23 protein-coding genes are annotated in these 25,888 nt (G+C 70.8%); 19 read left to right on the forward strand and 4 right to left on the reverse strand.

From position 1 onward, the window contains the following. The first annotated feature begins 159 nt into the window (after positions 1 to 159). The 3 genes from ACFO9I_RS09465 to ACFO9I_RS09475 all read left to right on the forward strand — a co-directional run bounded on the left by ACFO9I_RS09465 (position 160) and on the right by ACFO9I_RS09475 (position 2,267). Positions 160 to 564: a universal stress protein gene (locus ACFO9I_RS09465; RefSeq protein ID WP_379180136.1), complete on the forward strand. Its 405-nt coding sequence runs from the start codon at positions 160 to 162 to the stop codon at positions 562 to 564. A 139-nt stretch (positions 565 to 703) separates the two neighbouring features. Then, positions 704 to 1,111 (forward strand): YciI family protein, encoded by a 408-nt coding sequence (locus tag ACFO9I_RS09470; protein WP_379181111.1) that lies wholly within the window; start codon positions 704 to 706, stop codon positions 1,109 to 1,111. 4 nt (positions 1,112 to 1,115) lie between these two features. After that, entirely contained in the window at positions 1,116 to 2,267 is a 1,152-nt protein-coding gene (locus tag ACFO9I_RS09475) for an RNA polymerase sigma factor (RefSeq protein ID WP_379180138.1), read from the forward strand. 9 nt (positions 2,268 to 2,276) lie between these two features. Here ACFO9I_RS09475 and ACFO9I_RS09480 read toward each other — a convergent pair whose 3' ends face one another. Next, positions 2,277 to 2,888, reverse strand: a complete 612-nt coding sequence (locus ACFO9I_RS09480) for an acyltransferase (RefSeq protein ID WP_379180140.1) — start codon at positions 2,886 to 2,888, stop codon at positions 2,277 to 2,279. A gap of 303 nt (positions 2,889 to 3,191) precedes the next feature. On the opposite strand from ACFO9I_RS09480, the gene ACFO9I_RS09485 reads away from it, so the two are divergent. From ACFO9I_RS09485 to ACFO9I_RS09550, 14 genes are all read left to right on the forward strand, one after another. Further along, positions 3,192 to 4,019: a glycosyltransferase gene (locus tag ACFO9I_RS09485; protein ID WP_379180141.1), complete on the forward strand. Its 828-nt coding sequence runs from the start codon at positions 3,192 to 3,194 to the stop codon at positions 4,017 to 4,019. 251 nt (positions 4,020 to 4,270) lie between these two features. Further along, the gene (locus ACFO9I_RS09490; protein WP_379180143.1) at positions 4,271 to 5,296 is read left to right on the forward strand and encodes a Gfo/Idh/MocA family protein; all 1,026 of its coding nucleotides are present in this window, start codon (positions 4,271 to 4,273) and stop codon (positions 5,294 to 5,296) included. Beyond that, positions 5,293 to 6,288, forward strand: a complete 996-nt coding sequence (locus ACFO9I_RS09495) for an NAD-dependent epimerase/dehydratase family protein (RefSeq protein ID WP_379180145.1) — start codon at positions 5,293 to 5,295, stop codon at positions 6,286 to 6,288. The genes ACFO9I_RS09490 and ACFO9I_RS09495 overlap by 4 nt, the downstream gene beginning before the upstream one ends. Then, on the forward strand, positions 6,285 to 7,427 hold the full coding sequence (locus tag ACFO9I_RS09500) for a DegT/DnrJ/EryC1/StrS family aminotransferase (RefSeq protein WP_379180147.1): 1,143 nt from the start codon (positions 6,285 to 6,287) through the stop codon (positions 7,425 to 7,427). The genes ACFO9I_RS09495 and ACFO9I_RS09500 overlap by 4 nt, the downstream gene beginning before the upstream one ends. After that, a complete protein-coding gene (locus ACFO9I_RS09505) occupies positions 7,424 to 8,521 on the forward strand; it encodes a hypothetical protein (protein ID WP_379180149.1) in 1,098 nt (365 codons plus the stop codon). The genes ACFO9I_RS09500 and ACFO9I_RS09505 overlap by 4 nt, the downstream gene beginning before the upstream one ends. After that, positions 8,511 to 9,476 carry a methionyl-tRNA formyltransferase gene (locus ACFO9I_RS09510; RefSeq protein ID WP_379180151.1) on the forward strand — a complete coding sequence of 322 codons (966 nt, stop codon included), beginning with the start codon at positions 8,511 to 8,513 and terminating at the stop codon, positions 9,474 to 9,476. Before ACFO9I_RS09505 ends, ACFO9I_RS09510 begins: the two co-directional genes overlap by 11 nt. Positions 9,477 to 9,543: 67 nt before the next feature. After that, positions 9,544 to 10,764, forward strand: coding sequence for a glycosyltransferase (locus ACFO9I_RS09515; protein ID WP_379180153.1), 1,221 nt, complete (start codon positions 9,544 to 9,546; stop codon positions 10,762 to 10,764). After that, on the forward strand, positions 10,761 to 13,358 hold the full coding sequence (locus ACFO9I_RS09520; RefSeq protein WP_379180155.1) for an oligosaccharide flippase family protein: 2,598 nt from the start codon (positions 10,761 to 10,763) through the stop codon (positions 13,356 to 13,358). Before ACFO9I_RS09515 ends, ACFO9I_RS09520 begins: the two co-directional genes overlap by 4 nt. Beyond that, a complete protein-coding gene (locus ACFO9I_RS09525; RefSeq protein ID WP_379180157.1) occupies positions 13,355 to 14,488 on the forward strand; it encodes a DegT/DnrJ/EryC1/StrS family aminotransferase in 1,134 nt (377 codons plus the stop codon). Before ACFO9I_RS09520 ends, ACFO9I_RS09525 begins: the two co-directional genes overlap by 4 nt. Next, complete coding sequence (locus ACFO9I_RS09530; RefSeq protein ID WP_379180159.1) at positions 14,485 to 15,750, forward strand: glycosyltransferase family 1 protein; 1,266 nt, start codon at positions 14,485 to 14,487, stop codon at positions 15,748 to 15,750. Before ACFO9I_RS09525 ends, ACFO9I_RS09530 begins: the two co-directional genes overlap by 4 nt. A gap of 271 nt (positions 15,751 to 16,021) precedes the next feature. Further along, a complete protein-coding gene (locus tag ACFO9I_RS09535; protein WP_379180161.1) occupies positions 16,022 to 16,696 on the forward strand; it encodes a hypothetical protein in 675 nt (224 codons plus the stop codon). Next, complete coding sequence (locus tag ACFO9I_RS09540; protein ID WP_379180163.1) at positions 16,686 to 17,891, forward strand: acyltransferase family protein; 1,206 nt, start codon at positions 16,686 to 16,688, stop codon at positions 17,889 to 17,891. The genes ACFO9I_RS09535 and ACFO9I_RS09540 overlap by 11 nt, the downstream gene beginning before the upstream one ends. Continuing rightward, entirely contained in the window at positions 17,878 to 19,719 is a 1,842-nt protein-coding gene (locus ACFO9I_RS09545) for a glycosyltransferase (protein ID WP_379181113.1), read from the forward strand. The genes ACFO9I_RS09540 and ACFO9I_RS09545 overlap by 14 nt, the downstream gene beginning before the upstream one ends. Beyond that, entirely contained in the window at positions 19,712 to 20,629 is a 918-nt protein-coding gene (locus ACFO9I_RS09550) for a glycosyltransferase (RefSeq protein WP_379180165.1), read from the forward strand. Before ACFO9I_RS09545 ends, ACFO9I_RS09550 begins: the two co-directional genes overlap by 8 nt. Before the next feature lies 1 nt (position 20,630). On the opposite strand, the gene ACFO9I_RS09555 is transcribed toward ACFO9I_RS09550, so the two are convergent. Further along, the gene (locus ACFO9I_RS09555) at positions 20,631 to 21,608 is read right to left on the reverse strand and encodes a hypothetical protein (RefSeq protein WP_379180167.1); all 978 of its coding nucleotides are present in this window, start codon (positions 21,606 to 21,608) and stop codon (positions 20,631 to 20,633) included. 286 nt (positions 21,609 to 21,894) lie between these two features. Continuing rightward, positions 21,895 to 22,533: a hypothetical protein gene (locus tag ACFO9I_RS09560; protein ID WP_379180169.1), complete on the reverse strand. Its 639-nt coding sequence runs from the start codon at positions 22,531 to 22,533 to the stop codon at positions 21,895 to 21,897. A 168-nt stretch (positions 22,534 to 22,701) separates the two neighbouring features. Between ACFO9I_RS09560 and ACFO9I_RS09565 the strand changes: the two genes are divergently transcribed. After that, positions 22,702 to 23,466, forward strand: coding sequence for a hypothetical protein (locus ACFO9I_RS09565; protein ID WP_379180170.1), 765 nt, complete (start codon positions 22,702 to 22,704; stop codon positions 23,464 to 23,466). Between the two features lie 251 nt (positions 23,467 to 23,717). Next, positions 23,718 to 24,776 carry an O-antigen ligase family protein gene (locus ACFO9I_RS09570; RefSeq protein WP_379180172.1) on the forward strand — a complete coding sequence of 353 codons (1,059 nt, stop codon included), beginning with the start codon at positions 23,718 to 23,720 and terminating at the stop codon, positions 24,774 to 24,776. Here ACFO9I_RS09570 and wecB read toward each other — a convergent pair. After that, positions 24,724 to 25,887, reverse strand: coding sequence for a non-hydrolyzing UDP-N-acetylglucosamine 2-epimerase (gene wecB, locus ACFO9I_RS09575; RefSeq protein WP_379180174.1), 1,164 nt, complete (start codon positions 25,885 to 25,887; stop codon positions 24,724 to 24,726). The genes ACFO9I_RS09570 and wecB overlap by 53 nt on opposite strands. Position 25,888: the final 1 nt, after the last annotated feature.

Consider the following 25,888-nt stretch of genomic DNA (forward strand, 5'->3'; position numbering starts at 1 on the left):
GGCCCCCTCCGACTGCGGTCCGACACGGACCCGACCAGCCTGCCCGATCGCGACACCGGCGCGCGCAGCTCCTCCACAGGCTGCCCCCGAGCCCGAGTTACCGGTAGCGTGAAAAGCACGGGCCGCGCATCCGCGGCCGACGCGAGACGAGGAGGGCCGATGGGGACCGTCGTGGTGGGCTACGTGCCGAAGCCGGAGGGCGATGCAGCGCTGAGCAAGGCGATCGACGAGGCGAAGCTGCGTGGCACCAAGCTGGTGGTGGTCAACTCGCACCGCGGCGGCCAGGAGTTCGACGGCGAGGCCGCGATCCGGGCCGAGAAGGACATGGACGCCGTGCGCGCCCGGCTCGACGAGTCCGGGGTCACCTACGACCTGCGCCAGCTGGTCCGCGGCTTCGAGCCGGCCGAGGACCTGATCAGCATCGCCGAGGCCAACTCGGCCGAGCTGATCGTCATCGGGCTGCGTCGGCGCTCGCCGGTCGGCAAGCTGATCCTGGGCAGCAACGCCCAGCGGATCCTGCTCGACGCCCACTGCCCGGTGCTGGCGGTGAAGGCGGGCGACTGACCCGGGTCGCGCCCGGGCGCAGCCGGGCCGGTCGAGCCGCTCGAGCTCGTCGGGGCACCGGATGTCGAGAACGCGGGCGCGGCTCCGTCCCCGGGGCGAGCACGGCCACGACGGGCCGTACCGCATCGAGGAGGACAAGATGGCCAAGTACCTGCTGCTCAAGCACTACCGCGGCGCTCCGGCACCGGAGAACAACGTGCCGATGGACCGGTGGACCCCGGCGGAGGTCTCCGCGCACATCCAGTACATGCGCGACCTCGCCGCCCGGCTCGAGGACTCCGGCGAGTTCGTCGACGCGCAGGCGCTCTCGCCCGGGGGCATGTTCGTCCGGTACGACGGGGAGGGCCGGCCACCGGTGACAGACGGGCCGTTCCCGGAGACCAAGGACCTGATCGCCGGGTGGATGGTGATCGACGTAGACAGCCAGGACCGGGCCTTCGAGCTGGCCGGGGAGCTGTCGGCCGCCCCGGGTGCCGGGAGCAGGCCGATCCACGAGTGGATCGAGGTGCGTCCGTTCATGTCCGAGCCGCCGACCATCACGGAGTGACGCGGTGGCGGACGAGGCCCTGCTGCGGACGCTCACCCCAGCCGTGATCGGGGTCCTCGTCCGCCGCGGCGCCGACTTCCCGGCTGCAGAGGACGCCGTGCAGGACGCGCTCGTCGAGGCGGTCAGGGTGTGGCCGGACGACCCGCCGCGGGACCCGAAGGGGTGGCTGGTCACGGTGGCCTGGCGCCGGTTCCTCGACGCGACCCGCGCCGAGGCATCGCGCCGGCACCGCGAGGATCGGGTGACCAACGAGCCGGCTCCGCCCGCCGCACCGAGCTCGGTGGACGACACCCTCCAGCTGTACTTCCTCTGCGCCCACCCGTCGCTGACGGCCACGTCAGCGGTCGCGCTGACGCTGCGGGCGGTCGGAGGCCTGAGCACACGGCAGATCGCGCAGGCCTATCTCGTGCCCGAGGCGACCATGGCCCAGCGGATCAGCCGGGCCAAGCGCACCGTCTCCGGGGTCCGGTTCGACCAGCCCGGTGACGTCGCCACGGTGCTGCGTGTCCTCTACCTGGTCTTCAACGAGGGCTACTCGGGTGACGTCGACCTCGCCGCCGAGGCGATCCGGCTGACCCGGGAGCTGGCGGCCAGGATCGACCACCCGGAGGTGTCCGGGCTGCTGGCGCTGATGCTGATCCACCACGCGCGGCGCCCGGCGCGCACCCGCGAGGACGGGAGCCTGGTGCCGCTCGCGGAGCAGGACCGCGACCGGTGGGACACGCGGATGGTCGCCGAGGGCATCGACCTGCTCCAGCGGGCGCTGGCCCGCGACGACCTCGGCGAGTTCCAGGCGCAGGCCGCGATCGCCGCGCTGCACGCGGACGCCCGGACGGTGGAGGAGACCGACTGGGTGCAGGTCGTCGAGTGGTACGACGAGCTGGTCCGGCTCACCGACAGCCCGGTCGCGCGCCTCAACCGGGCCGTCGCCGTCGGCGAGGCCGATGGTGCGCGGGCCGGCCTGGCCGCACTGGCCGACATCGACCCGTCGCTGCCGCGCCACGCCGCGGTCGCGGCGTACCTCCACGAACGCGACGGCGACCTGGAGGGAGCGGCCCGCCTCTACGCGGAGGCGGCGCGGCAGGCGCCCAACCTGCCCGAGCGCGACCACCTGACGCGCCAGGCGGCGCGGCTCAACGGGGCCGTGCGCGGCTGACCCGGGTCGTCAGGAGGCCGGGGCCTCCGAGAGGCGCCCGTCGTGCTCGACGTACACCCGGCCGGTCACCGGGCACCCGAACCGGCCGGCCGCGAGGTCGTCGAGCGGCACGCCGGCGTGCCCGACCCAGCGCGACCGCCGGGCCGGGACACCGGCCACCAGCGCGAAGTCCGGGACGTCACGGGTCACCACGGCGCCGGCCGCCACCATCGCCCACCGGCCGATCGTGACCGGGGCGACGCAGACGGCGCGGGCACCGATGCTCGCGCCCTCGCGCACGGTCACGCCGACCGCCGACCAGTCGTCGGGCCCCTTCAACCGTCCGTCAGTGGTCACCGCTCGCGGGAAGCAGTCGTTGGTGAACACGACCGCGGGGCCGATGAAGGCACCGTCCTCGACGATCGCGGGCTCGTAGACGAGGGCGTGGTTCTGCACCTTGCACCGGTCGCCGAGCACCACGCCGGGCCCGACGTACGCACCGCGGCCGATCGTGCACTGACTGCCGATGCGAGCGCCCTCGCGCACCTGGGCGAGGTGCCAGATCCGGGTGCCGTCGCCGATGCTCGCGGTCGCGTCGACGTCTGCCGATGCCGCGACGTGGTGCTCCGTGGTCCCCGTCATCGATCCCCCTCCGCCGGCGGTCTCGCGTCCGCCTCCGACCGACGATCGGACGGACCGCCGCCCGGGGGGTCGGTGCGCGGGGAAGTTCCCCACAAGTGGGCACCAGCCGGCTCGCCAATTTCAGGGAACCTGGCTGCCGGTCGACGCGGCGTCCCGACCCGCCGGGCGACGCTCTGCCTGCACGGGGCGCAGGGTGGCAGGACGGCCGTCGTCCCGCCGTCGGACAGGGGGAGACCGGATGGGTGCCAGGGCGACCGGGAGCGCGACCGAGAGGGCGACAGGGAGGGCGACCGGGACCACGGGGTGCGGCTGCGCATGACGCCGGCGGCCAGCGTGATCATCCCCGCGCACAACGAGGCGCGGGTGATCGGGCGCAACCTCGCGCTGCTCCAGCGCGGTGTCGACCCCGGCGAGCTGGACGTGGTGGTCGTGGCCAACGGCTGCTCCGACGACACCGTGGAGGTCGCGCGACGGGTGCCGGGGGTGCGGGTGCTGGAGATCGTGCACGCCTCCAAGACCGACGCGGTCCGGTTCGGCAACCTCTCCACCGACGTGTTCCCCAGGGTCCATCTCGACGCCGACGTGGCGCTGAGCGGCGCGGACGTACGCCTGCTCGTCGCCCCCCTCCGCGAGGAGGGGCTGCTCGCGACCGCGCCACGCCGCATGCTCGACCACTCCCGGTCGCACTGGCTGGTCCGGTGGTACCACGACGTGTGGGAGCAGCTGCCGCAGGTCCGCAGCGGGCTGTTCGGGCGCGGCGCGATCGCCCTCTCACGCGAGGGGCAGGCGCGGGTCGACGCCCTGCCGGACGCGATGAGCGACGACCTCCTGGTCTCGGAGGCGTTCGCGGACCACGAGCGGCGCATCGTCGAGGGGGCGACCGTCACCGTCGTCGCACCCGCCACCGTGCGCGACCTGGTGCGCCGGCGGATCCGGGTCGCCACCGGGAACAGCCAGGCCGGATCGCTGGGGATGCGGCGACCGGAGTCGGTGACGTCGCCGGCCGTGCTCCGGCAGATGGTGCGCAACGATCCGCGGATGGCGCCGCGCGTCGCCGTGTTCCTGGGCGTCGCCGTGGTCGCGCGCATCGCGTCCCTGCCGGCCGTCCGGGCCGGCAGCTTCCGCTGCTGAGGACGTGGCGACGTCCCAGCGACGTGAACACCCGTCCGAGTCCCCGGATGCGTTCCCTGGGCCCGCGGTGAGTGACGCGTCGACGGGTGCAGGGCAGCATCAGAGGCAAGGTCCCCAAGTTCGGGTAACCACGCGGCCGGGTCTACCGCTCCGCGGTCCAGACACGTGGAATCGAGGCATCGACGTCTGGCTAGAGGGGACACGGACAGATGAGATCGACGTTCAGCCCTGCACGACCACTCGGCGTAGCCGTGGTCGGAGCGGGGTACTGGGGACCCAACCTGGTCCGCAACTTCCGCGGCGGTGAGGACTGGCAGCTCGCTGCGGTCTGCGACCTCGACCTCGACCGCGCTCGCCGGGTGGTGGGCTACGACGACGCCACAGCCGTCACCGACCGGCTCGAGGAGGTGCTCGAGCGCGACGACGTCGACGCCGTCGCGATCGCCACCCCGGCCCGGACCCACCAGGCGATCGCCGAGGCGGCGCTGCGGGCCGGCAAGCACGTGCTGGTGGAGAAGCCGCTGGCCCACGACCGGGCCTCGGGACAGGCCATGGTCGACCTCGCCGAGGCGCAGGGCCTGGTCCTGATGGCCGACCACACCTACTGCTACACGCCCGCGGTGCTGAAGATCCGCGAGCTGGTGGCCGCCGGCGAGCTCGGCGACATCCTGTTCGTCGACTCGGTGCGCATCAACCTCGGGCTGGTCCAGCCGGACGTCGACGTCTTCTGGGACCTGGCGCCGCACGACCTGTCCATCCTCGACTTCATCCTGCCGGGCGGCCTTCGCCCGGCCACCGTCTCCGCCGTCGGCGCCGACCCGATCGGGGCCGGCAAGTCGTGTGTCGGCTACCTGACCCTGCCGCTCGCCGGCGGCGGCATCGCCCACGTGCACGTGAACTGGCTCAGCCCCACGAAGATCCGTCAGATGGTGGTCGGGGGCAGCCGCCGGACGCTGGTGTGGGACGACCTGAACCCGCAGCAGCGGCTCAGCGTCTACGACCGCGGCGTCGACCTGGCCCAGCAGTCGGTCGACGCGGTGGACCGGGCCACCAGCCAGGTCTCCTACCGGCTCGGTGACACCTGGGCTCCGGCCCTGCCCGAGCACGAGGCGCTCCGGGCGATGGTCGCCGACTTCGCGCTCAGCATCCGCGACGGCTCGGCCCCCCGGACCGACGGCGCCGCGGGGCTGCGGGTGCTGACGGTGCTCGAGGCCGCGCAGCGCAGTCTCGGGGACGGGACGCCGGTCGCGACCGACCTGCTGGAGGTGGTCCGGTGAGTGCCCTCCAGGGAGCCCGGGTGCTGGTCACCGGGGGAGCGGGCACGATCGGCTCGACCATCGTCGACCAGCTCCTCGACGCCGGCGCCGCGCACGTGGACGTGCTGGACAACTTCGTGCGCGGGCGCTGGGAGAACCTGGGCGCCGCCATCGCGTCCGGGCGGGTGACGGTGGTCCACGGTGACATCCGCGACCGCGACGTGGTCGGAGACCTGACCGTCGGGAAGGACCTGGTCTTCCACCAGGCGGCGATCCGCATCACCCAGTGTGCCGAGGAGCCACGACTGGCGCTCGAGGTGCTCGTCGACGGCACCTTCAACGTCGTCGAGGCCGCGGTCGAGGCGAAGGTCGGCAAGGTCGTGGCGGCCTCGTCGGCGTCGGTCTACGGCATGGCGGAGCAGTTCCCGACCTCCGAACGCCATCACCACCACGACAACGACACGTTCTACGGGGCCGCGAAGTCGTTCAACGAGGGCATGCTGCGCAGCTTCCGCGCCATGCACGGCCTCGACCACGTGCTGCTGCGCTACTTCAACGTCTACGGGCCGCGGATGGACGTGCACGGGCTCTACACCGAGGTGCTGGTCCGCTGGATGGAGCGCATCGACGACGGGTTGCCCCCGCTGATCTTCGGCGACGGCAGCCAGACGATGGACTTCGTCCACGCGCGGGACGTCGCACGCGCCAACCTGCTGGCGGCGGGGAGCGACGTCGTGGAAGGGGTCTACAACGTCGCCAGCGGCACCGAGACCAGCCTGCTGGAGCTTGCCGAGGCGCTGCTGCGGGTGATGGGGTCCGACCTCCACGTCGAGCACGGTCCGGAGCGCGCGGTCAACGGCGTCGTACGCCGGTTGGCGGACACCAGCGCGGCCAGTCGCGACCTCGGCTTCGTCGCCGAGGTCGGCCTCGAGGAAGGCCTGCGCGAGCTGGTCGAGTGGTGGCGGCCGCAGCGTGCCGACATCCGCCGCGGCCGTCTGACGGTGGTCCCGTGAACCGGGTCAACGTGATGCAGCCGTGGCTGGGCGAGGAGGAGATCGCCGCGGTCACCGAGGTGATCGCGTCCGGCTGGGTGGCTCAGGGTCCCCGCGTCTTCGAGTTCGAGCACGCCTTCGCGACCAGCCAGGGGGCGGAGCACGCGGTGGCGACGTCGAGCTGCACCGCTGCGTTGCACCTGGCGATGCTGCTCGCCGGGGTCGGCCCGGACGACGAGGTCGTGGTCCCGTCGTTCTCCTTCATCGCCACCGCCAGCGCCGTCGTGAACGTCGGGGCCACACCGGTCTTCGCCGACGTGGAGGCGGAGACCGGCAATCTGGTCCCGGCCACGGTCGCGCCCGCCCTGACCCCGAAGACGCGTGCGGTGATCGCCGTCGACCAGGGTGGCGTGCCGGTGGACCTCGGCGCGCTGCGCGAGCTGTGCGACCCGCTCGGCGTCGTCGTGGTCGAGGACGCCGCGTGCGGTGCCGGCTCGACGTACCGCGGCGAGCCGGTTGGTGCCGGTGCGGAGGTCACGGCCTGGTCGTTCCACCCGCGCAAGCTGCTCACGACCGGCGAGGGCGGCATGATCACCACCTCCAACGCCGAGTGGGCGGCGCGCGCCAGACGGCTGCGGGAGCACGGCATGAGCGTGTCGGCCGCGGCGCGCCACGTGAGCGTCCTCGCGCCGGCCGAGGAGTACCTCGAGGTCGGCTTCAACTACCGGATGACCGACCTGCAGGCCGCCATCGGGCTGGTGCAGCTCGACCGGCTCCCCGAGGTCGTGCGCCGGCGCCGGGAGATCGCCGCCGTCTACGCCAAGGTCATCGACGACATACCGGGGCTGCGCCTGGTCGCCGACCCGTCGTACGGCACCGGCAACTTCCAGTCCTGCTGGCTGGAGGTCGACCAGGACCACGCGCTGGACCGTGACGGGCTGCTCGCCCGGCTGGCCGACGCGGACATCTCGGCGCGCCGCGGCATCATGTCGATCCACCGGCAGCCGGCGTACCGCGACGGACCGGGCATCCGGGTCCCGCTGCCGGTGACCGAGCGACTCACCGACAACACCCTGATCCTGCCCGTCTACCACCGGCTCTCGAACTCGGAGCAGCAGCGGGTGATCGACGTGCTCACCCGACCGTGGGACCGGCCGTGAAGCCACTCTCGCACGCCGCGCAGGCGACGGTCGGCTCCCCGGTGACAGGCGCCGTGATCTCGGTTCCCCCGCCCGACGAGCAGGGGCGGACCCGACCCGGGTACGACCTGGACCGCCTCGTCCGCCTGATGCGGTCGGCGGTGGCCGAGTGCGACCTCGACCTGTCCGGCCGACAGGTCCTGACCGAGTCGGCCACAGGGGCGTACGTCGTCACGCCGGTGCTCGCCGCGCTGGCCGGTGCGTCCCGGGTGGTGGGGGTGACCCGGGGGAGCCGCTACGGGACGGTGGCCGAGGTTCGTCGCCAGACGATGGCGCTCGCCACGGCCGCGGGTGTGGCCGAGCGGATCGAGGTGACGGACCGCAAGCGTCCGGGCGACCTGGCCGCTGCCGACGTGGTGACGAACTCGGGCCACCTGCGCCCCATCGATGCCGGTGACATCTCGCTCATGAAGGACAGCGCGGTCGTCCCCCTGATGTTCGAGGCGTGGGAGCTCCACGCCGGGCGGGTCGACATCGATCTCGAGGAGCTTCGCCGGCGGGGGATCGCCACTGCCGGCACCAACGAACGTCACCCGAACGTCGACGTGTTCTCCTACCTCGGTCCCATGGCGATGTGGCAGCTGCTGGGCGCCGGGCTCGGCGTGCACCGTTGCCGGATCGTCGTCCTGTGCGACAACCCGTTCGCCGACTACGTCGCCGGCGGGCTGCGCGGGGCCGGTGCCGACGTATGCGTGCACGCCCACCTCGACGAGCTCGACGACGAGCGCTGCCCCGACGCGATCCTCGTCGCCCTCACACCGACGGGCAGGCCGGTGGTCGATGCGAGCGCCACGTCGATCATCGCCGAGCGCTGGCCGGGGACGACGGTCGTGCAGTTCTGGGGCGACCTCGACCGTGACGCGTTGCGCGCGGCCGGTGTGGCCGTCTGGCCGCCGAGGGGGCCGCGGCCGGGGCACATGGGCGTCCTGCCGTCCGACATCGGCCCGGACGCGATCGTCCGGTTGCAGGCCGGCGGGCTCAAGGTCGCCCAAGTGCTCCTCACGACCACGGACGCGCGCACCGCGGCGGCAATGGAGTATGTCGATGAGTTCTGACCGCATCCTGGTCCTCGGCATGGGCCCGACGACCCAGGCTGCGCTGGAGTCCCTGGCTCCTCGCTTCGAGCTGTGCGGCCTGGTGCGTGGCGAGCCCGACGACGTCACCCGATGGGCGCTCGACGCCGGCATCGAGGTCTTCACGGCGAACCGTCCGTCCGAGGTCGCGGGCCTCGTCGATCGCTTGATGCCAGACCTGGTCGTCGTCTCGTCGTACGACCGGATCCTCGAGCCACGGCTCGTCGCTCGCTGTCCCTTCGTCAACGTGCACTACGCCCCCCTGCCGAGATATCGGGGCCGGGCGACCGTCAACTGGGCGATCATCAATGGCGAGACCGAGACGGCGATGACAGTGCACTGCCTGGAGCCGGAGCTCGACGCTGGAGGAATCCTCGCCCAGGTGACTGCCCCGATCGGTCCCAGGGACACCGTCGCCGACCTGTACGAACGCCTGAACGAACTCCAACGCGCGGCGCTCGCGGACGCGGTGCAACGGCGCCTGGCCGGCGACCTGGGAGAGGCGCAGGACGAGTCCTGCGCGACGTACTGTGCCTCGCGGGTCCCCGGGGACGGCGAGATCGACTGGAGATCGACCACGGCGGCGGTCGATCGCCTCGTCCGCGGTCTCAGCGGCCCCTACCCGCCCGCCTTCACCTTCGCAGGTCGCGCCCGGGTCAACATCCTGCGGGCACATCCGGTGGAAGGTGCTCGTGTCTTCGAAGGGCGTGTCCCTGGTCGCGTCGTCGAAGTCAAGCGCACGTCCGGGGAGGTCGAGGTGCTGACAGGCGACGGCGTCCTGAGCATCGACGCCGTCGCCAGCGAGCACGGCGAGGAGGTCGTACCGGCCACCTTGATCCGCTCCGTGCGGGAGACGCTCGGTCTGCGGTACGAGTCGCTGCTGACCCGGATCGACGAGCTCGAGGCGAAGCTTCGCGAGGACGAGGGTGGTCGGTGATGTCCCTCCGTGCCGCGGCCACGCGTCGCAGGACCAGCCTCCACTCGACCACGCGGGAGCGTGGTTCATGAAGATCCTCGTCCATCCCCACCTGATGGAGATCGGAGGCAGCCAGCTCAACGCGATCGAGCTCGCGGCTCGGGTCGCCGGGCGCGGGCACGAGGTCGTGCTCTTCAGCCCGCGGGGGCCCTTGGTGCGGGTCGCCGAGGAGCTGGGACTGGAGGTCGTCCACGTGCCGCACGACAGCGCCTGGCCATCCCCTCTCAACAGTGCTCGGCTGCGACAACTCGTCGCTGAACGAGGGATCGAGGTGGTTCACGGCTACGAGTTCGGTCCGGCTCTCGACCTCGCCTTCGGGGTCGAGCCGTTCGGCCACGTCGGTGGCGTCACCACGGTGATGTCGATGTCGGTGCCGCACTTCCTGCCTCGTCATTCGACGATGGTGGTCGGCACGGCGGCTCTTCTCGCGCAGCGTGCGACCGAGCAGCGCGGTCCTCTCTGGCTGATGGAACCCCCGGTCGACGTGGACGTGAACGCCTCGCGGGATCAGGCGGGTGCTCGGGCCCGGTTCGGCATCGCTCCGCACGAGGTCGTGGTCTCCGTGGTGTGCCGGATGACGACTGACCTCGACAAGCTCGCGGGGGTGATCACCGCCGTCGACGTGGTCGCAGACCTGGCGAGCAAGGGCGCGCCCCTACGGCTGCTCGCGGTCGGCGAGGGACCAGGACTCCCTGAGCTCCGTCGTGCAGCTGATGAGGCGCGGGCGGCCACCGGCCGCGAGACGGTGATCGTCACCGGGGGACTGCTCGACCCGAGCGACGCGTACGACGCCGCCGACCTGGTGCTGGGCATGGGCAGCTCGGCGCTCAAGGGGTTGGCGTTCGGCAAGCCTCTGGTCGTCCAGGGGGCGCAAGGCTACTGGCGTCTTCTCGACGAAAGCACGCTCCCCGAGTTCCTCGGGCACGGCTGGTACGGCGAGGGGGGCCGCGGTGCCGAGGACCTGATCGCCGCGATGGAACCTCTGGTCCGGGACCCGGCTTCGAGGCGCCGGCTCGGATGCCTCGGCCGCCGGCTGGCGGTGGAACGGTTCAGCCTCGACTCGGCGGCGGACCTCCTCGAGACGATCTACGCAGAGGCCGCCTCTCGACGGACAGATCGTTCCGTGCTCGCCCGCGAGTTGCTGCGTACCAGCTACGAGTTCGCGAAGTTCTGCACGGTGCGGTTCGGGCAGGAGCATGTCCAGCCCCGACGGGTGGCTCGGGTCCGCGACAGGCAGGTGGTCCCGTGATCCCCGTTGCGGGGGAACCTGAGCTCGCAGACAAGATCCGGCGCGGGATCGGGTGGAGCACGCTGAACAACCTCGTCCTGCGGGCGGGTTCCTTCGCCGTCGGAATCGTCCTGGCGCGCGTCCTCACGCCCGAGCAGTTCGGTGTGTACGCCGTCGCACTCACCGTCCAGACCGTGCTGATGACGCTGGCCGACCTCGGGCTGAGTGCGGACCTGATTCGCTCCTCGGAACCGCAGCGCCGCGCGCCGTCGGTCGGGGCCTTGGGGTTGGTCTCGGGAACCGTCCTGGCGCTGCTCATGGCACTCTCTGCCAGCTCGATCGCCCAGTTGATGGGCAGCCCGGAGTCGACCACCGTCATCGCCCTGCTCTCCGTGACGCTGGTGCTTGCCGGTGCGGGTGTCGTGCCGTACGCGATGCTCCAGCGCGACTTCCGTCAGCGAGCACTCTTCGGGATCGCTGCCGTCGACTTCGCGCTGTCCACGATCGCGACGTTGCTGCTCCTGCACCTCGGCTGGGGCGTCGTCTCCCTCGCGATCGGCCGGATCGTCGCGCAGCTGTCGACGCTCGTGCTGCAGTTCCTCATGTCAGGCGTCCGGCCCGCCTATCGCTTCGACCGGGAGGTGGTCGGCTCGGTGCTCCGATTCGGGGTTCCGCTCGCGGGAGCCAACATGTTGTCCTGGGCACTGCTCAACCTGGACAACGTCGTGATCGCCCGGGCGGCCGGGCCGATCTCCTTGGGCTTCTACGCCTTGGCCTTCAACATGTCGACCTGGCCCATGAGCGCTGTCGGGCAGGTCGTTCGCTCGGTGGCGCTCCCGGCCTTCGCCCGGACGGGGGAGCGGGGTGCCGGCCTCGAGTCGCTGCGGCGCGGGCTCGCCCTGACCTGGGCCCTGGCGCTGCCGGCGGGCGCGGCCCTGGCCGTCCTGGCGGTGCCGCTGGTCACGGTCGTGTACGGCGAGCGATGGACCCCGGCGGTCCCCGTGCTGGCGGCTCTGGGTCTGTTCGGTGCCCTGCGCGTGGTGTTCGACCTGGTCGTGGCCTTCCTGCTCGCGCGCGGGGCATCTCGCCCCGTGCTGTGGATCCAGGCGCTGTGGTTCGTCACCCTGCTGGCAGTGATGGTGCCAGCCGTCCGGTGGTTCGGTATCGCCGGCGGTGGCTGGGCACACCTGGCGGTGTCGGTGGGAGTGATCCTGCCCGCCTACCTGCTGGCCCTTCGACGCGAAGGGGTCGCGGTCGGACGGCTGCTCCTCGCGTTGTGGCCGCCCGTGCCTGCAGCTGTCGCAGCAGGCCTGGGCGGTTCATGGGTCGTGCACCACGTCGACAGCCCGGCACTCGCGCTGGTGCTCGGAGCGACGGCCGGGGCCGCGCTCTACGCGGGGCTGGTCTTTCGATGGGTCCTGCGACTGCTGGGTGACCGTGAGAAGGGGACCGTCCCCGAACCTCCGCGTGTCAGCGTGGTGATCCCTTGCTTCAACTACGCGACCTTCCTGCCCGAGGCGGTGCACAGCGCGCTGGAGCAGCAGGGCTGCGACGTCGAGGTCATCGTCGTCGACGACGCGTCCACGGATGCCAGCGGGCGGGTCGCAGACCGACTGGCCCGTGAGGACCCTCGTGTCCGGGTGTTGCACCACCTGACGAACCAGGGCCCGGTCGCCACCTTCAACGACGGCCTCGCGGTGGCGACGGGGGAGTTCCTGGTCCGGCTGGACGCGGATGACCTGCTCACGCCGGGCTCCCTCGCTCGTTCCGCGGCTGTGTGCCGTGCCCGGCCCGACGTCGGACTCGTCTACGGTCACCCCGTCCACTTCCACGCCCACCGCCGGCGGGCCCGCGGCGGGAGGTCCGCCGGAAGAGTCCACGTCTGGCGTGGAACGGCCTGGCTGGAGCTCCTCTGCCGCACGGGCACCAACGTGATCACCTCGCCCGAGGCGTTCATGCGGATGTCCGTGGTTCGTCGGGTCGGCGGCCAGCAGCCGTTGGCCCACACCCACGACATGGAGATGTGGATGCGGCTCGCGGCATTCTCCGATGTGGCGTACCTGAGGGGGGTGGACCAAGCGTGGCACCGGGAGCACCCGGCAAGCCTGTCGCGGCGCGCCGAGAGCCCGCTGGGGCTGACGATCCTCGAGGAGCGCTGGTCGGCCTTCGAGGTCCTGTTCTCCGGGCCGGCCAGTGCCCTCCCGCAGGCCGGGGCTCTCCGGGACCTCGCCCGACAGACCCTGGCCGGCGAGGCGCTGAGGCGGGCGTCCTACGAGTACGACCGGCGCCGAGCACCCTCCCGCGACGTCGCGCCGTTGCGGGACTTCGCGCTGCGGCTCTGGCCGGCGTCGACGAGCATGCCCGAGTGGCGTGCCCTGGAGGCACGCAGGCAGGCCGGACGGCGATGGGCGACCCGTCGTCCGTGGCTCCGTCTGCGCCCCCTGCCTCGGATCCTCGATGACTGGTGGTGCATGCGTCGATGGGCCCGCAGCGGGGTGTTCCGCGTTCCCCGCGACGTCCCGATGGTCGGGAGCGCCCCGCTCGGCGCGCACCATCCGGCTCCGCCCGTGTCGGAGCTCGTCGCCTCCCAGCAATCGGAAGGAGCAGCCACGTGACACGCGTGCCGACCACCCCGGACCGAGCCGAAAAGGTGCCGTTCCTCGATCTCCAGCTGCAGAACGACGCCGTGGGTGGTGAGGTGATTGCAGCCATGCGGGAGGTGTGCCGGACCGGCGCCTTCGTCCTCGGTCCGCGGGTGCATGAGTTCGAGGCGGAATACGCAGCGTTCTGCGGCGTCAACCACTGTGTCGGCGTCGGGAACGGCACCGACGCGATCGAGCTGGCAGTGCGTGCCGCCGGCCTCGGGCCCGGCGACGAGGTGATCCTCCCGGCCAACACGTTCGTGGCCACGGCCGAGGCAGTCGCGCGTGCGGGGGCTGTCGTCGTGCTCGCCGACTGCGACGATGACTACCTGATCGACCCCGCGGACGTCCGACGTCGGACGACGCGGCGCACCCGTGGCGTCATCGGGGTGGACCTCTACGGACAGGTCGCGCCCTTCGATCAGCTGCGCGCCGCCGTCGATGACGATGTGGTGCTCATCGAGGACGGCGCCCAGTCACAGGGTGCGACCCGCTTCGGCCGCCCGGCCGGCTCGTTCGGGGCTGTGTCCGCCACCAGCTTCTACCCCGGCAAGAATCTGGGTGCGTTCGGTGACGCAGGTGCGGTGACCACGGACGACCTCGCGGTCTCGGACCGGGTGCGCGCGCTGCGCAACCACGGCGGCGTGCGCAAGTACGAGCACGGCAGCGTGGGCACGAACTCGCGGCTCGACTCCTTGCAGGCCGCAGTGCTGTCGATCAAGCTCGAACGCCTCAAGGGATGGAACAACGAGCGGGTCGAGGCCGCCCAGCGGTATGCCGAGATGCTCGCCGGCGTCGACGGGGTCACCCTCCCACGGTCGCTCGCCGGCAATGAGCACGTGTGGCATCTCTATGTCGTACGCGTCCGCGAGCGCGCCCGGGTGCTGGAGCGTCTCGCGTCCGCCGGGATCGGGACGGGCATCCACTACCCGACCCCGATCCATCTCATGCCGGCCTTCGCCCACCTGGGCATGCCAAGGGGAAGCTTCCCGCGGGCTGAGGCGCTGGCCGAGGAGATCGTGTCGTTGCCGATGTACCCGGGGCTCACCGGTTGTCAGCAGGAGAAGGTCGTGGCGACCCTCACAGAGGCGGTGCGGCCATGACCAGGCCCGGTGGCGTCGCCGGTCTGGCCCGAAAGCTTCGAGCCGAGGGTGCCCGGGAGGGTGCGAAGCGTGTGGTGCGCCGCGCCTACCGGGCCTTGGACGCCGGGTCGCTCGACTTCCCGTTGCTGGACGTCGACATCGCGGACTCCACCCGGCTGCTGCTGGCCGAGCCACTGCCGGTTGATGTCGGCCGTCCGCTGCGGGTGGGATGGGTCACCACACCGCCGGGTCCCGGATCGGGCGGTCACACGACCATGTTCAGGATGATCGCGGCCCTGGAACGTCACGGGCACACCTGCGTCGTGCTGCTCTACGACCGGCATCACGGGAGCCTGCGTACGCACGAGCACGTGATCCGGTCCTGCTGGCCCGACGTCCGGGCCGAGGTCGCATGGGTCGACGACGGCATCGGGGCCACCGATGCCTGCGTGGCCACCAGCTGGGCCACCGCGCACGTGCTGGCCCTGCGGTCCGAGCAGCTGCGCATCCATCGTCTCTACCTGGTCCAGGACTACGAGCCCTACTTCTACGCTCGCGGCTCCGAGTACGAGCTGGCCGCCGACACCTACCGGTTCGGGTTCACCAACGTGGCGCTGGGCCGGATGGTGCAGGAGCGACTGACCGAGGAGATCGGGGTCTCGTCCGAGCTCCTGCCCTTCTCCTGCGACACGACGGTGTACCGACGCGTCGACGGCGGTCCGCGTTCCGGGATCGTCTTCTACGCCAAGCCGGACGTCCCGCGCCGTGGATACCGCCTCGGGATCCTGGCACTGGCCGAGTTCCACAGACGCCATCCGGACCAGGAGATCCGGGTGTACGGCGACCCGTTGCCCGAGCTGCAGATTCCGGTGACCAGGCTGTCACGGCTGGCCCCCAGCGAGCTCAACGAGATCTACAACCGATCCGTCGCGGGGCTCGCCCTGTCTTTCACCAACATCTCGCTGGTCGCCGAGGAGATGTTGGCGGCGGGTTGCGTCCCGATCGTCAACGACGCTGGGGGTGCCCGAGCCGACCTGGACAACCCACACGTCGCTTGGGCGCCCGCGACCCCTGGTGGCCTGGCCGACGCCCTGTGCGAGGCGGTCGAGGCCCCCGACGCAGTCGCTCGCAGCGAAGCCGCGGCGCAAAGCGTCCGCACCGACGACTGGCGGGTGCCCGGCGACCTGCTCGAGGAGATCATCCGTACAGGCGCGGGCATCGCACGGGTAGCTGTCAAGGAGGCGGTCCCGCGTGCGCACGCTGTGGGCAGGCCCCGTGACTGAGCGCGTCAGTCTGGTGATCGCCGTGACGACGACCGTCCTGGTTGTGGTGGTGGGAATCGCTGTGGCCAACCTGCTGGGCGGCAAGTCCGCACCATCCGGCCCAGTCGTTGGTCATGCCGGCGGCGGGGACCGTGCGGCCCAGGACTCGAAGGGGCCTGCAGCCCGGGCCGGACGCGTCGACCCGGCCGGACCGGGGCCGATGGACCCGGTACCGGTGTGGAGGATCGAGGCCGGGGTGTCGGAGGGGACCGACCTCACGCGGTCCCCGGGCATGACGGTCAATGCCCCCGGGACCACGATCGACGGCCTCGACGTGCGTGGCCAGATCAAGATCAGAGCCGACGACGTGACCATCCGTGACACGCGCGTCACGGACGGTGGCTGGATCGTCATCGATGTCGCCCCGGGCGTCACCGGCACCCGCGTCGAGGACGTCGAGGTCAACGGCCGCGGTCAGCGCGGTTCGCCAGGATCGGTCGGCATCGCAGGCACCGCGACGATCCGGAACACGGAGATCCGGGGCGTGGAGAACGGAGTCATCCCGGGGTCCGGCTCGGTGGTCCGTGACAGCTGGATCCACGGGCTCGATGCGAGCGGCCAGGAGCCGCACTACGACGGCATCCAGCTCGACGGCGGTCAGCAGCACGTGCGCATCGAGCACAACCTGATCGACCTGACGAACCACGACGGTACGTCCACCGTCATGATCGACAACGACTTCGGACCGGTCCGCGACGTCGTCGTGAGGGAGAACCGGCTGCTCGGAGGTTCGTACACCGTCTACGCCGACGGCAAGTTCTCTGCCGCCGACCCGATCCGGGGCGTCCGCTACGTGAGGAACCGCATGATGCGTGGCGCGTACGGCTACGGGCTCGTCCGCAACGCGTCGGTCGACTGGCGGGCGAACGTCGATGACGACAGCGGGGAGCGCGCCCATGCGTCCTGAGCCAGGTCAGAGCAACGTGGGTCCGCTCACTCACCGGATCGACTTCGTCGACGGCATCCGCGCGGTCGCCGCCATGTACGTCGTGGTGCACCACGTCTGGCTCACGACCCACCCCGATTACCTGACCGAAGCAGGTAGCCCGGCACTGCAGTGGCTGGCGTACGGGTACGTGGCGGTTGCGGTCTTCATCGTCGTGTCGGGGTTCTCGCTCTCGATCTCGCCCGCCCGTCACGGCTGGCGTCTCGGCAACGGAAGCACCGAGTTCTTCCGCAGACGGGCCTGGCGGATCCTGCCCACCTACTACGCGGCGATGGTGCTCTCCTGCCTGGTCTTCGGGCTGGTCACGCCGGCGCAGACCGGCGACCTGATCAGCGCGAAGGCCGTGGTCGTGCACGCCCTGCTGGTCCAGGACGCCATCGACAGTCCCGACCTCAATGCCACGTTCTGGTCGATCGCGGTCGAGTGCCAGATCTACCTGTTCTTCCCGTTCTTCCTGCTCTTCGTCCGTCGGTGGGGCGTGTGGCGACTGGTCGTGCTGGTCTCCGGCAGCGTCATCGTGGCCTACCTCGTGGCGGGCAAGGTCAGCCTGTTGCACCCGATCATCAACCTGACTCCCCAGTTCGGTGCGCTGTTCGTGATGGGCATGGCAGCAGGAAGGGTCCTCAGTCACGGGCCCGTCCGTCGACCCAGAGTGCTGGTCGTGACGTCCGCGGTGCTGTTCGCCGCCTTCGTGACGCTGTGCGCTTCGCTGAGCATCGACCGCGTCGAGCGCTCCTACTTCTGGATCACGTTCCTCGTAGGCGGTGCCACTGCCTGCCTCATCGCCGCGCTCACCCTGGGGCGACTGACGTGGCTGCGAAGGCTCCTGGCGAGTCGCGCGTTGAGCGGAGTCGGGCTCTTCTCGTACACGATCTACCTGGTCCACCTGCCGGTGCTGTGGCTGCTCTGGCACTTCGTGGTGGAACCGTCGGGCCTCGGCGTGCCTGGCCGGTTCGCCCTGCTGCTCGCCCTCTGCGTCCCGGCTGTGATCGCCTTCTCGTACCTCTTCTCGCTGGCCTTCGAACGCCCCTTCCTCACGCACCGAACCTTCAGATCCTCACTAGACCTCGTGCTCCGGCGTGGCCGGACTCATCCAGTCCCCCAGGAGGAAGTCGATGCCCACCCCGCCACCCGGCCTGCCGATGTCGCGCCCTGACGTCTCCCCTCCGAACGGTCCCGGCCCGGCTCACTGGACGCTCGCCCCACACGGGACTCCGCCTCTGCCCACGCTCGGGGTGGTCGTGGTGACGTACAACAGCGTGGAGCACGTGACGGCCGCGCTCGGTTCCCTGCGCGCGGCGACGCGAGCGGCCACCGCGGTCGTGGTCGTGGACAACGCATCCTCCGACGACACGGTGGAGGCGGTGGGCCGAACCTGCCCGGGGGCGCTCGTGCTCGAGTCCTCCGTGAACTACGGCTTCGCTCGCGCCTGCAACATGGGGGCGGCGGCGATCCAGAAGACCGATCTCCTGCTGTTCCTGAACCCCGACGTCGAGCTTGACCCCGGCGCCCTGGACGTGGCCATCGGCCATCTCGTCGCCGATCCGGGCATCGGGGCCCTGGGTGGACGGACCCGCAACCGCGACGGCAGCCTCAACCCGACCTGCTGCTTCGCGCGGCCCACCCTGTGGTCGGCGTTCTGCTATGCCACGGGTCTGGCCTCCGTGATGCGCCACAGCAGTACCTTCAACCCCGAGGCGTTGGGCGCCTGGGACCGCAACGACACCCGAGACGTCGACGTCGTGACCGGGTGCTTCCTGTTGATGCGGACTGCCGACTTCCACGGCCTCGGTGGCTTCGACGAACGCTTCTTCCTCTACAGCGAGGACACCGATCTCTCCGCGCGAGTCCGTGACGCGGGACTGCGCTGCGTCCACGCGGGCGACGTCGGCCTCGTCCACGTCGGCGGTGGGTCCGACCGTGTGCGGTCGGAGAAGCTGACCAAGGTCTTCCGCGCCCGTCGTCAGTACTACGACAAGCACTGGAACCCGGTGGCTGCAGGACTGGGCGGGTGGCTGATAGACGCTGCGGTCGGTCTTCGCCTGGTCGCAACGTCGGTGGGTGCGCGCGGCCGTCGCCGCCAGTGGCGCGACATCTGGAACTCGCGCTCTGTCTGGCGCCACGACCCACCCCAGGCGGTGCCGGTGCCGGCCCCGGAGATCTCGCCCCCCGTCCGGCTCGCCCCGCGGCCGTGGTCACACCAGGCGCGCATCGGCTATCGGACGCTTCGCCACGTGACGCGCTCGATTCGCAGTCGCGACCTCGACTTCGTGGCCCAGGGGATCGAAACGGGTCTGCGGCTGCCCGGGCTCGTGGTCTGGAACGTTCTAGGCCCCGACAGGCGCGAGTGCAACGTCTGTGGTTGGACGGGCCCACGGTTCTTTCCCAACACCGGACCCGGTTACCACGAGCAGTCGGTCACCTGTCCCGGCTGCTCTTGCCAGGACCGGCATCGCAGCCTGCTCGCCTTGCTGGTCGGGCGGACGGACATGCTCGAGGGCGGCAGACGGGTGATCGAAGTGGCGCCGATGCGAGGATTCGAAGCACTGATGCAAGCCCAGCCCGGCCTGGACTACACGAGTTTCGACATCGAGCGACACGCGATGGAGCAGGGCGACATCACCCGTATGCGATACCAGGACGACTCTGTCGACTACTTCATCTGCTTCCACGTGCTCGAGCACATCCCCGACGCCGATGCCGCACTGGACGAGATCCACAGGGTCCTCGCCCCGGGTGGCACAGCGGTGTTCCAGGTGCCCGTCGACTGGGAGGCACCGTCGACCCGGGAGTACGACGCCCCGGATCCACGCGACGTGGGCCACGTGCGGCAGTACGGGTCGGACTTCCCCAAGGTCCTCGAGCGTGCCGGGTTCGACGTCGAACGATGCTCGGTCGTCGACCTGCTGCCTGCCGGTACGGTCAGGCGGTTCGGGATGTCACCCGAGCCGATCTTCCTGGCGAGGAAGACCGGCCGTGCCTGACCATCCGCTGTCGGTGATCATTCCCGCGCACGACGAGGAGGCCGTCATCGGGCGGCTGCTCGAAGCTCTGGGGCCACCGCTTCCGGCTGATGAGGTGATCGTCGTCTGCGATGGATGCACGGATCGCACAGCGGAGGTCGCGCGCAGGTTCCCCGGAGTACGAGTGATCGAGGCCGAGCGCGGTGGCAAGCCGGCCGCACTCAACATCGGGGACGAAGCGGCCTCGCTGTTTCCGCGGTTCTACGTCGACGCCGACATCGTCGTGAGCCTGCAGACCCTGCGCGAGGTCCAGCTCGACGACGCCGGGGGTGCGCTTGCCGGTGCCCCCTCGATGCACGTCGACCTGAGTCGATCCTCCTGGCCGGTCGGTCGCTTCTACGACATATGGACCCGCCTGCCCTACACCGGCCAGGGCATGATCGGCTCCGGCGTCATCGGGCTGGCCAGACGAGGTCGCGAACGATTCGAGGACTTCCCGCCGTTGATCGGTGACGACGAGTTCCTCCGGCGCCTGTTCACGGTCGAGGAACGCTGCGCCCCGTCACAAGGCTTCTTCACCGTGACGGCGCCACGCCGACTGGGGCCGCTGGTCAGGATCAAGACGCGCGGACGGTTGGGCATCATGCAGCTGGACGCCGCGTTCGGCCCTGCTCCCCCCGAAGTGGGGGAGCAGGGTCGCAGCGTGCTGCTTCCTCTGCTGCGCGATCCTCGCCGCTGGCCCGGTCTCGCAGTCTTCGCCACGGTGCGCGTCCTGGTGGGCATCAGGGCGCGTCGCCGTCTGGCAGCGGGGGACGTCACATGGGACCGGGACGAGACCGCCCGCGACCTGACGCGGTGCACTCCCGACGCCGAGTCCTGCAGCCCGGGGTCCCGGCCGGATCGCGACGTGCTCCGGCGCCGGAGCCGGTGACTCAGGGCGTGACCGTGTCGCCTGTCGTGTCGTCGACGTTACCGGACCAGGTGACCGAGGCGTTGCGGAGCAGGCCGTAGCCGTAGCCGCCTCGGCCCATCCGGTTGTTCACGTAGGAGACCGCTGTGATCGGGTCGGTCGTGGAGAACTTGCCGTCGGCGTAGACGGTGAACGACCCGCCGAGGAGGCGGTTGGCGCGCACCGTGACGTCGCTGACCGGGCCGAAGTCGTTGTCGATCATCACCGTCGAGGTGCGGTTCTGGTTGGTCAGGTCCACGGTGTTGCGCTCGATGAGAATGTTCTTCTGGCCACCGTCGAGCTGGAACCCGTCGTAGTGGGGGTCGCTTCCCGGGCTCTCGAGCTGGTGGATCCAGCTGTCCTGGACGACCGAGCCGGTGCCCGGGATGATCCCGTTCTCGACCCCATGGATGTTCGTGTGCACGACGGTCGCGGTGCCCACGATGCCGACGGCCCCGGGGGAGCCCTGGTAGCCCGTACCGTCGACCTCGACGTTCTCGATCCGGGTCCCGGTGACGCCTTGCGCGATGTCGATCACGGTCCAGCCCCCGTCCGTGACCCGGGTGTTGCGGATCGTGACGTTGTTCGCCTGGACCCTGATCTGCCCCTTCACGTCCTTGCCGTCGATCACCGCACCGGCCTGGGTCACGGTGATGGAGCCCGAGGCCTGCAGCTGGGTCCCGGTGGGGACGCCGCTCTGCGGAACGCCGGTTGGCGCACTGGACGTGGGGGTGGACGTGGGGGTGGACGTGGGGGTGGACGTGGGAGTGGACGTGGGGGTGGACGTGGGCGCGGCGGTCGGGGAGGGCTTGTGGTGGCCGCGCCGGTACGCCGTGTTCGCGGAGGCGCCGTCGGCGGCCCCCCAGCAGATCGCTGTCGCGGAGCCGGCAAGCACGGCGACGGCCAGGGTCGAGGCCACGGCGCTGCGTCGTGCTGAGACGTGCGGGACTGCGTGCTTCATGATCGAGTTCTCCTTCAGCGGGCACGGCAGAGTCCGGTGCTGCTTCGGCAGCACTCGGTGCCTGGCCACGCCACTCGGGGTCCGGACAAGGGCAGGACATGCGATGGCCTGCTGGTTGAGCTGTCCCGGTCTCCCCCGAGTCAGGACCTGGCCGGGAGGTCTGGCTTGCCTCCGGCTCGCGCTCGCCGGACACCTTGGCACAGCGGCAAGGAGGGCTGGGCCCGCTCATCCCCAAGATGAGGTAGGACGGAGGCCACGAAGAGTGCTCGACCGGGGACCAAAGGCCCTAGCGCGGTGACGGTGCTCCACGTCGGGGACGCCTGGACCACTGGAGGCCGCCCACGGTCAGGACGGCGCCGAGCAGGAGGGTGGCCACCAGGGCGCGGCGGGGGTCGCCACCGACGCGCAGCACGGGCGTGGACGCCTGAGCCGGGCGTGCGTAGACCCTGTTGTCGAGGCGGACTCCGAGGTCTCCCTGGAGACGGTCGAGGGTCTTCGAGACCAGGGCGATCGCTCGATCGAGGCGGTCACGAGCTCCCGACCTGGTCCGGGACACCACACCGATGTCCAGCACCGGCCGGCTGAAGTCGTTGGCCCACTGGGTGCCGTCGTTCGCCAGTCGGATCACCGTGCCCTCACGGATGCCCTGATCGGCAAGTGTCAGGTCCTCGCTCACGACCGTCCGCGTGCCCGGACGGTGGTTGATCGAGCGCTCGACGACCGCTGCGACGTCGATGAGACTCCCGATGCCCGTGCTCAGCGGGTTAGACACGAACTCCTGAGGGGCCCTGACGAAGATCAGTTGCGCGGACGCGACGAACGAGGGAGGGACCGTTCGCACCCACACCAGCCCGCCGGCCGTGAGCAGCACGCCGACGAGCAGCACCGCGCACGTACGTGCGCGCGCGGACATGGCAACGCCCATGGCCCCAGCCTCGCCGGTCGAAGGCCCCCGCGTGAACGGCGCGGCGCGGCGTACCCACTATCAGGGAATGCAGGCGGTTGAAGCACCATCGGACGGGTGTCCGGGCCGATATCCGCTTAGGTTCGACGGGGAGGGGCTTAGTCAGCTCGCCACCCGAGGGGGACGCACATGCTGTTCGCAGACCTGCCGAGGCTTCTGCTTCGACGGTGGTACGCCGTGCTGCCCGGATTGGTCGTGTGCGTCCTGCTGGGCCTGTATGCCAAGCAATCGGTGCAGCCCACGGTCCAGATGACGGCGAGCGTCGTCATGCTGCCGCCGACCCACACGGTGGGTGTGGGGGGCAACCCGTACATGGCCCTGGCAGGTCTCGAGAGCGCCGCCGACGTCGTGGCGCGGCGGGTTGTCACACCCAAGCTGGAACGCGAGCTGAAGGACGACGGCGTCGAGTCCTTCACCGTCGTGCGCGACACCGGCACTGCCGCTCCCATGCTGCTCATCACCGCGGACGGCACCGATCGGGCAGGCGTCGAGCAGGGCATCCAGGCGCTGGTCGACGCAGTCCCGGGGGCTTTGCTCTCCCTCCAGCAGTCCGCCCAGGTGCCCGACTCGGACCTGATCACCACCCAGGTGGTCGCCACGCCCGGGCAGCCGCTGGTCTCCCGCTCGCCCCAGCTGCGCGCCGTCTTGGTCGCGGTGGCCGCCGGTCTGCTGATGACGCTGGTGCTGGTCGTGCTGCTCGATCTCGTGGTCACGCGCCTGCAACGACGGATCCGGCGTGACCGCGAACCGGCGCGGCCGCCGCAGCCACAGCAGCGGGCGCGGCTGGGTAGCGTCTCGAGGAGGCGTCCGCCCGGAGACAGACCCGGCTCCGACGCACCGGACGACCGCGACGAGATCAGGCGCTCGCGAAGGGCGTCGGGAGCCCGTCGGTGAGCCTGCGCCAGACGATCCCTTCCACGCCGGAGGTGCGGTCCGTCCCCGTAGACGGTGTCTGGTTCCTCACCGGCTACCTCGTGCTGCTCTTCGTGCTGCCGTCCAAGCTCGTGGTGGGGCCACTGGGGGCTGCCGGTGCGCCGGCCTGCCTGCTGGCCGCCTGCGGGGCCACGTGGTGGCTCCTGACGCAGCTCGCCGGGCGGGCGACCCCCCAGTCGCGGATCGGTGGGCACCCAATGCGGGTCGCAGTGATGCTGTTCGCCGCGGCCGTGCTGGCCAGCTACGTGGTCGAGGCGAGCCGGCCGGCCACGGCGACCGAGAACCGTGCCGCCGACGTGGCGCTGCTGCTGGTGGTGGGTTGGCTGGGGATCGTGCTCGTGTGTGGCGACACCGTCACCGACCGGAGCCGTCTGGACGTCCTCGTCTCGCGGATGACGACGGCCGTGGGGTGGCTCGCCGCGCTGGGCATTGTCCAGTTCTTCACCCATCACACGTTCGTCGACGCGCTGCAGGTCCCCGGCCTCAGCGTCAACAACGGGGTCGCGACCGTGCAGTCACGGGACGGATTCAGCCGTGTCATCGGGACTGCGATCCATCCGATCGAGTTCGGCGTGATCACCGCAGCCATGCTGCCCCTGTGCGTCTACCACGCCCAGCGCAGCCCGGGGGGGCCCTTGCGACGCTGGGCTCCGACCGTGGCAGTGTCGATTGCCATACCTCTGTCGGTCTCCAGGTCGGCCGTCGTCGCGATGGTGGTGGCGTTGCTGTGCGTCGTCCCGACCTGGTCGTCAGCGCTTCGCCGCAGCGCAGCGGCATACGCCGTCGTCCTCGTGTGTGCGACGTTCGTGCTCGTCCCGGGGATGCTCGGGACCCTGGTCAAGCTGTTCACGGGCGTGTCGGAAGACAGCAGTGCGCTGTCACGAACAAACAGCTACGCCGTCGCCAGCGACTTCATCTCCCGCTCTCCGTGGCTCGGCCGCGGCTTCATGACCTTCCTGCCGCAGTACAACACCAACGACAACCAGTACCTCGGACTCCTCATCGAGGTCGGCGTGGTCGGCACCTTGGCGATGCTCACAGTGTTCGTCACCGGGGTTGCCGTCGCGGTCAATGTCAGGCGCCGGTCGCGTGACGAGGACACCCGGTCCCTCGCCGCGGCGCTCGGCGCGTCGATCACGTCGATCGCCGTCACGTTCGCGTTCTTCGACGCGCTGTCCTTCCCGATGCTCGCCGGGGTGACCTTCCTGCTGCTGGGGATCACCGAGGCGCTGCGTCGGTTGGAGCCGACGGTTGCCAGTCCGGTTCCCTGATCCCGACACCCAGGAACTCCGCCACGGCCGCACGGATTCGTACCGCGGCCCGCCCGTCGCCGTACGGGTTCACCGCCCGCGCCATGGCGTCGTACGCCGCCGGGTCGGTCAGCAGCGTGGTGACCTCGTCGACGATGCGCTGCTCGTCGGTGCCGACGAGGCGGACCGTGCCCGCGTCGACCGCCTCCGGCCGCTCGGTGTTGTCCCGCAGCACCAGGACGGGCTTGCCGAGGCTGGGTGCCTCCTCCTGCACCCCGCCGCTGTCGGTGAGCATGATCGTGCTCGAGGCCATCGCCCGGGCGAAGTCGGCGTAGCCGAGCGGGTCGGTGATCGTGACGTTGTCCATGTCCTGCAGCGGCGGCAGCAGCACCTCGCGCACGACAGGGTTCAGGTGAGCGGGGAGCAGGAAGCGGACGTCGGGGAACTCCTTGGCCAGGCGCGCCACCGCGGTCGCGGTGCGTCCCATCGGGTCGCCCCACGACTCGCGACGGTGGCTGGTGACCAGGACCGCCGGCCCGCCGTCGAGGACCTCGATCGCCGGGTCCTCCGCGGGCAGGTCGCGCTCCAGCACGGCGAGGAGCGCGTCGATCACCGTGTTCCCGGTGACCACGACGTCCGCCGGGTCGATCCCGTCGCGCAGCAGGTTCTGCCGTGACAACGGCGTGGGGGCGAGGTGCAGGGAGGTGAGCTGCGAGGTGAGCCGTCGGTTCATCTCCTCGGGGAACGGGTTGTAGCGGTCCGCGGTCCGCAGCCCGGCCTCGACGTGGAAGACGGGGACCTGCTCGTAGAACGCGGCCAGCGAGGCGATGAACGCCGTCGTCGTGTCGCCCTGCACCACGACGGCGTCGGGCCGGACCGTGCGGACGGACTCGGTGAGTCCGTCGAGGATGCGCTGGCTCATGGTGTGCAGCTGCTGGCGCGGCTGGATCACGTCGAGGTCGAGGTCAGGCACGATCCCGAACAGCTCGTTGACCTGGTCGAGCATCGCCCGGTGCTGGCCGGTCACGGCGACGACCACGTCCAGCCCGGCCGCCTCCTGCAGCGCGACGACCACCGGCGCGAGCTTGATGGCCTCGGGTCTGGTCCCGTAGACCACCATCACCGTCGGCACC

This window comes from Nocardioides sp. GCM10023255, assembly GCF_042653125.1.
GTDB lineage: Bacteria > Actinomycetota > Actinomycetes > Propionibacteriales > Nocardioidaceae > Nocardioides.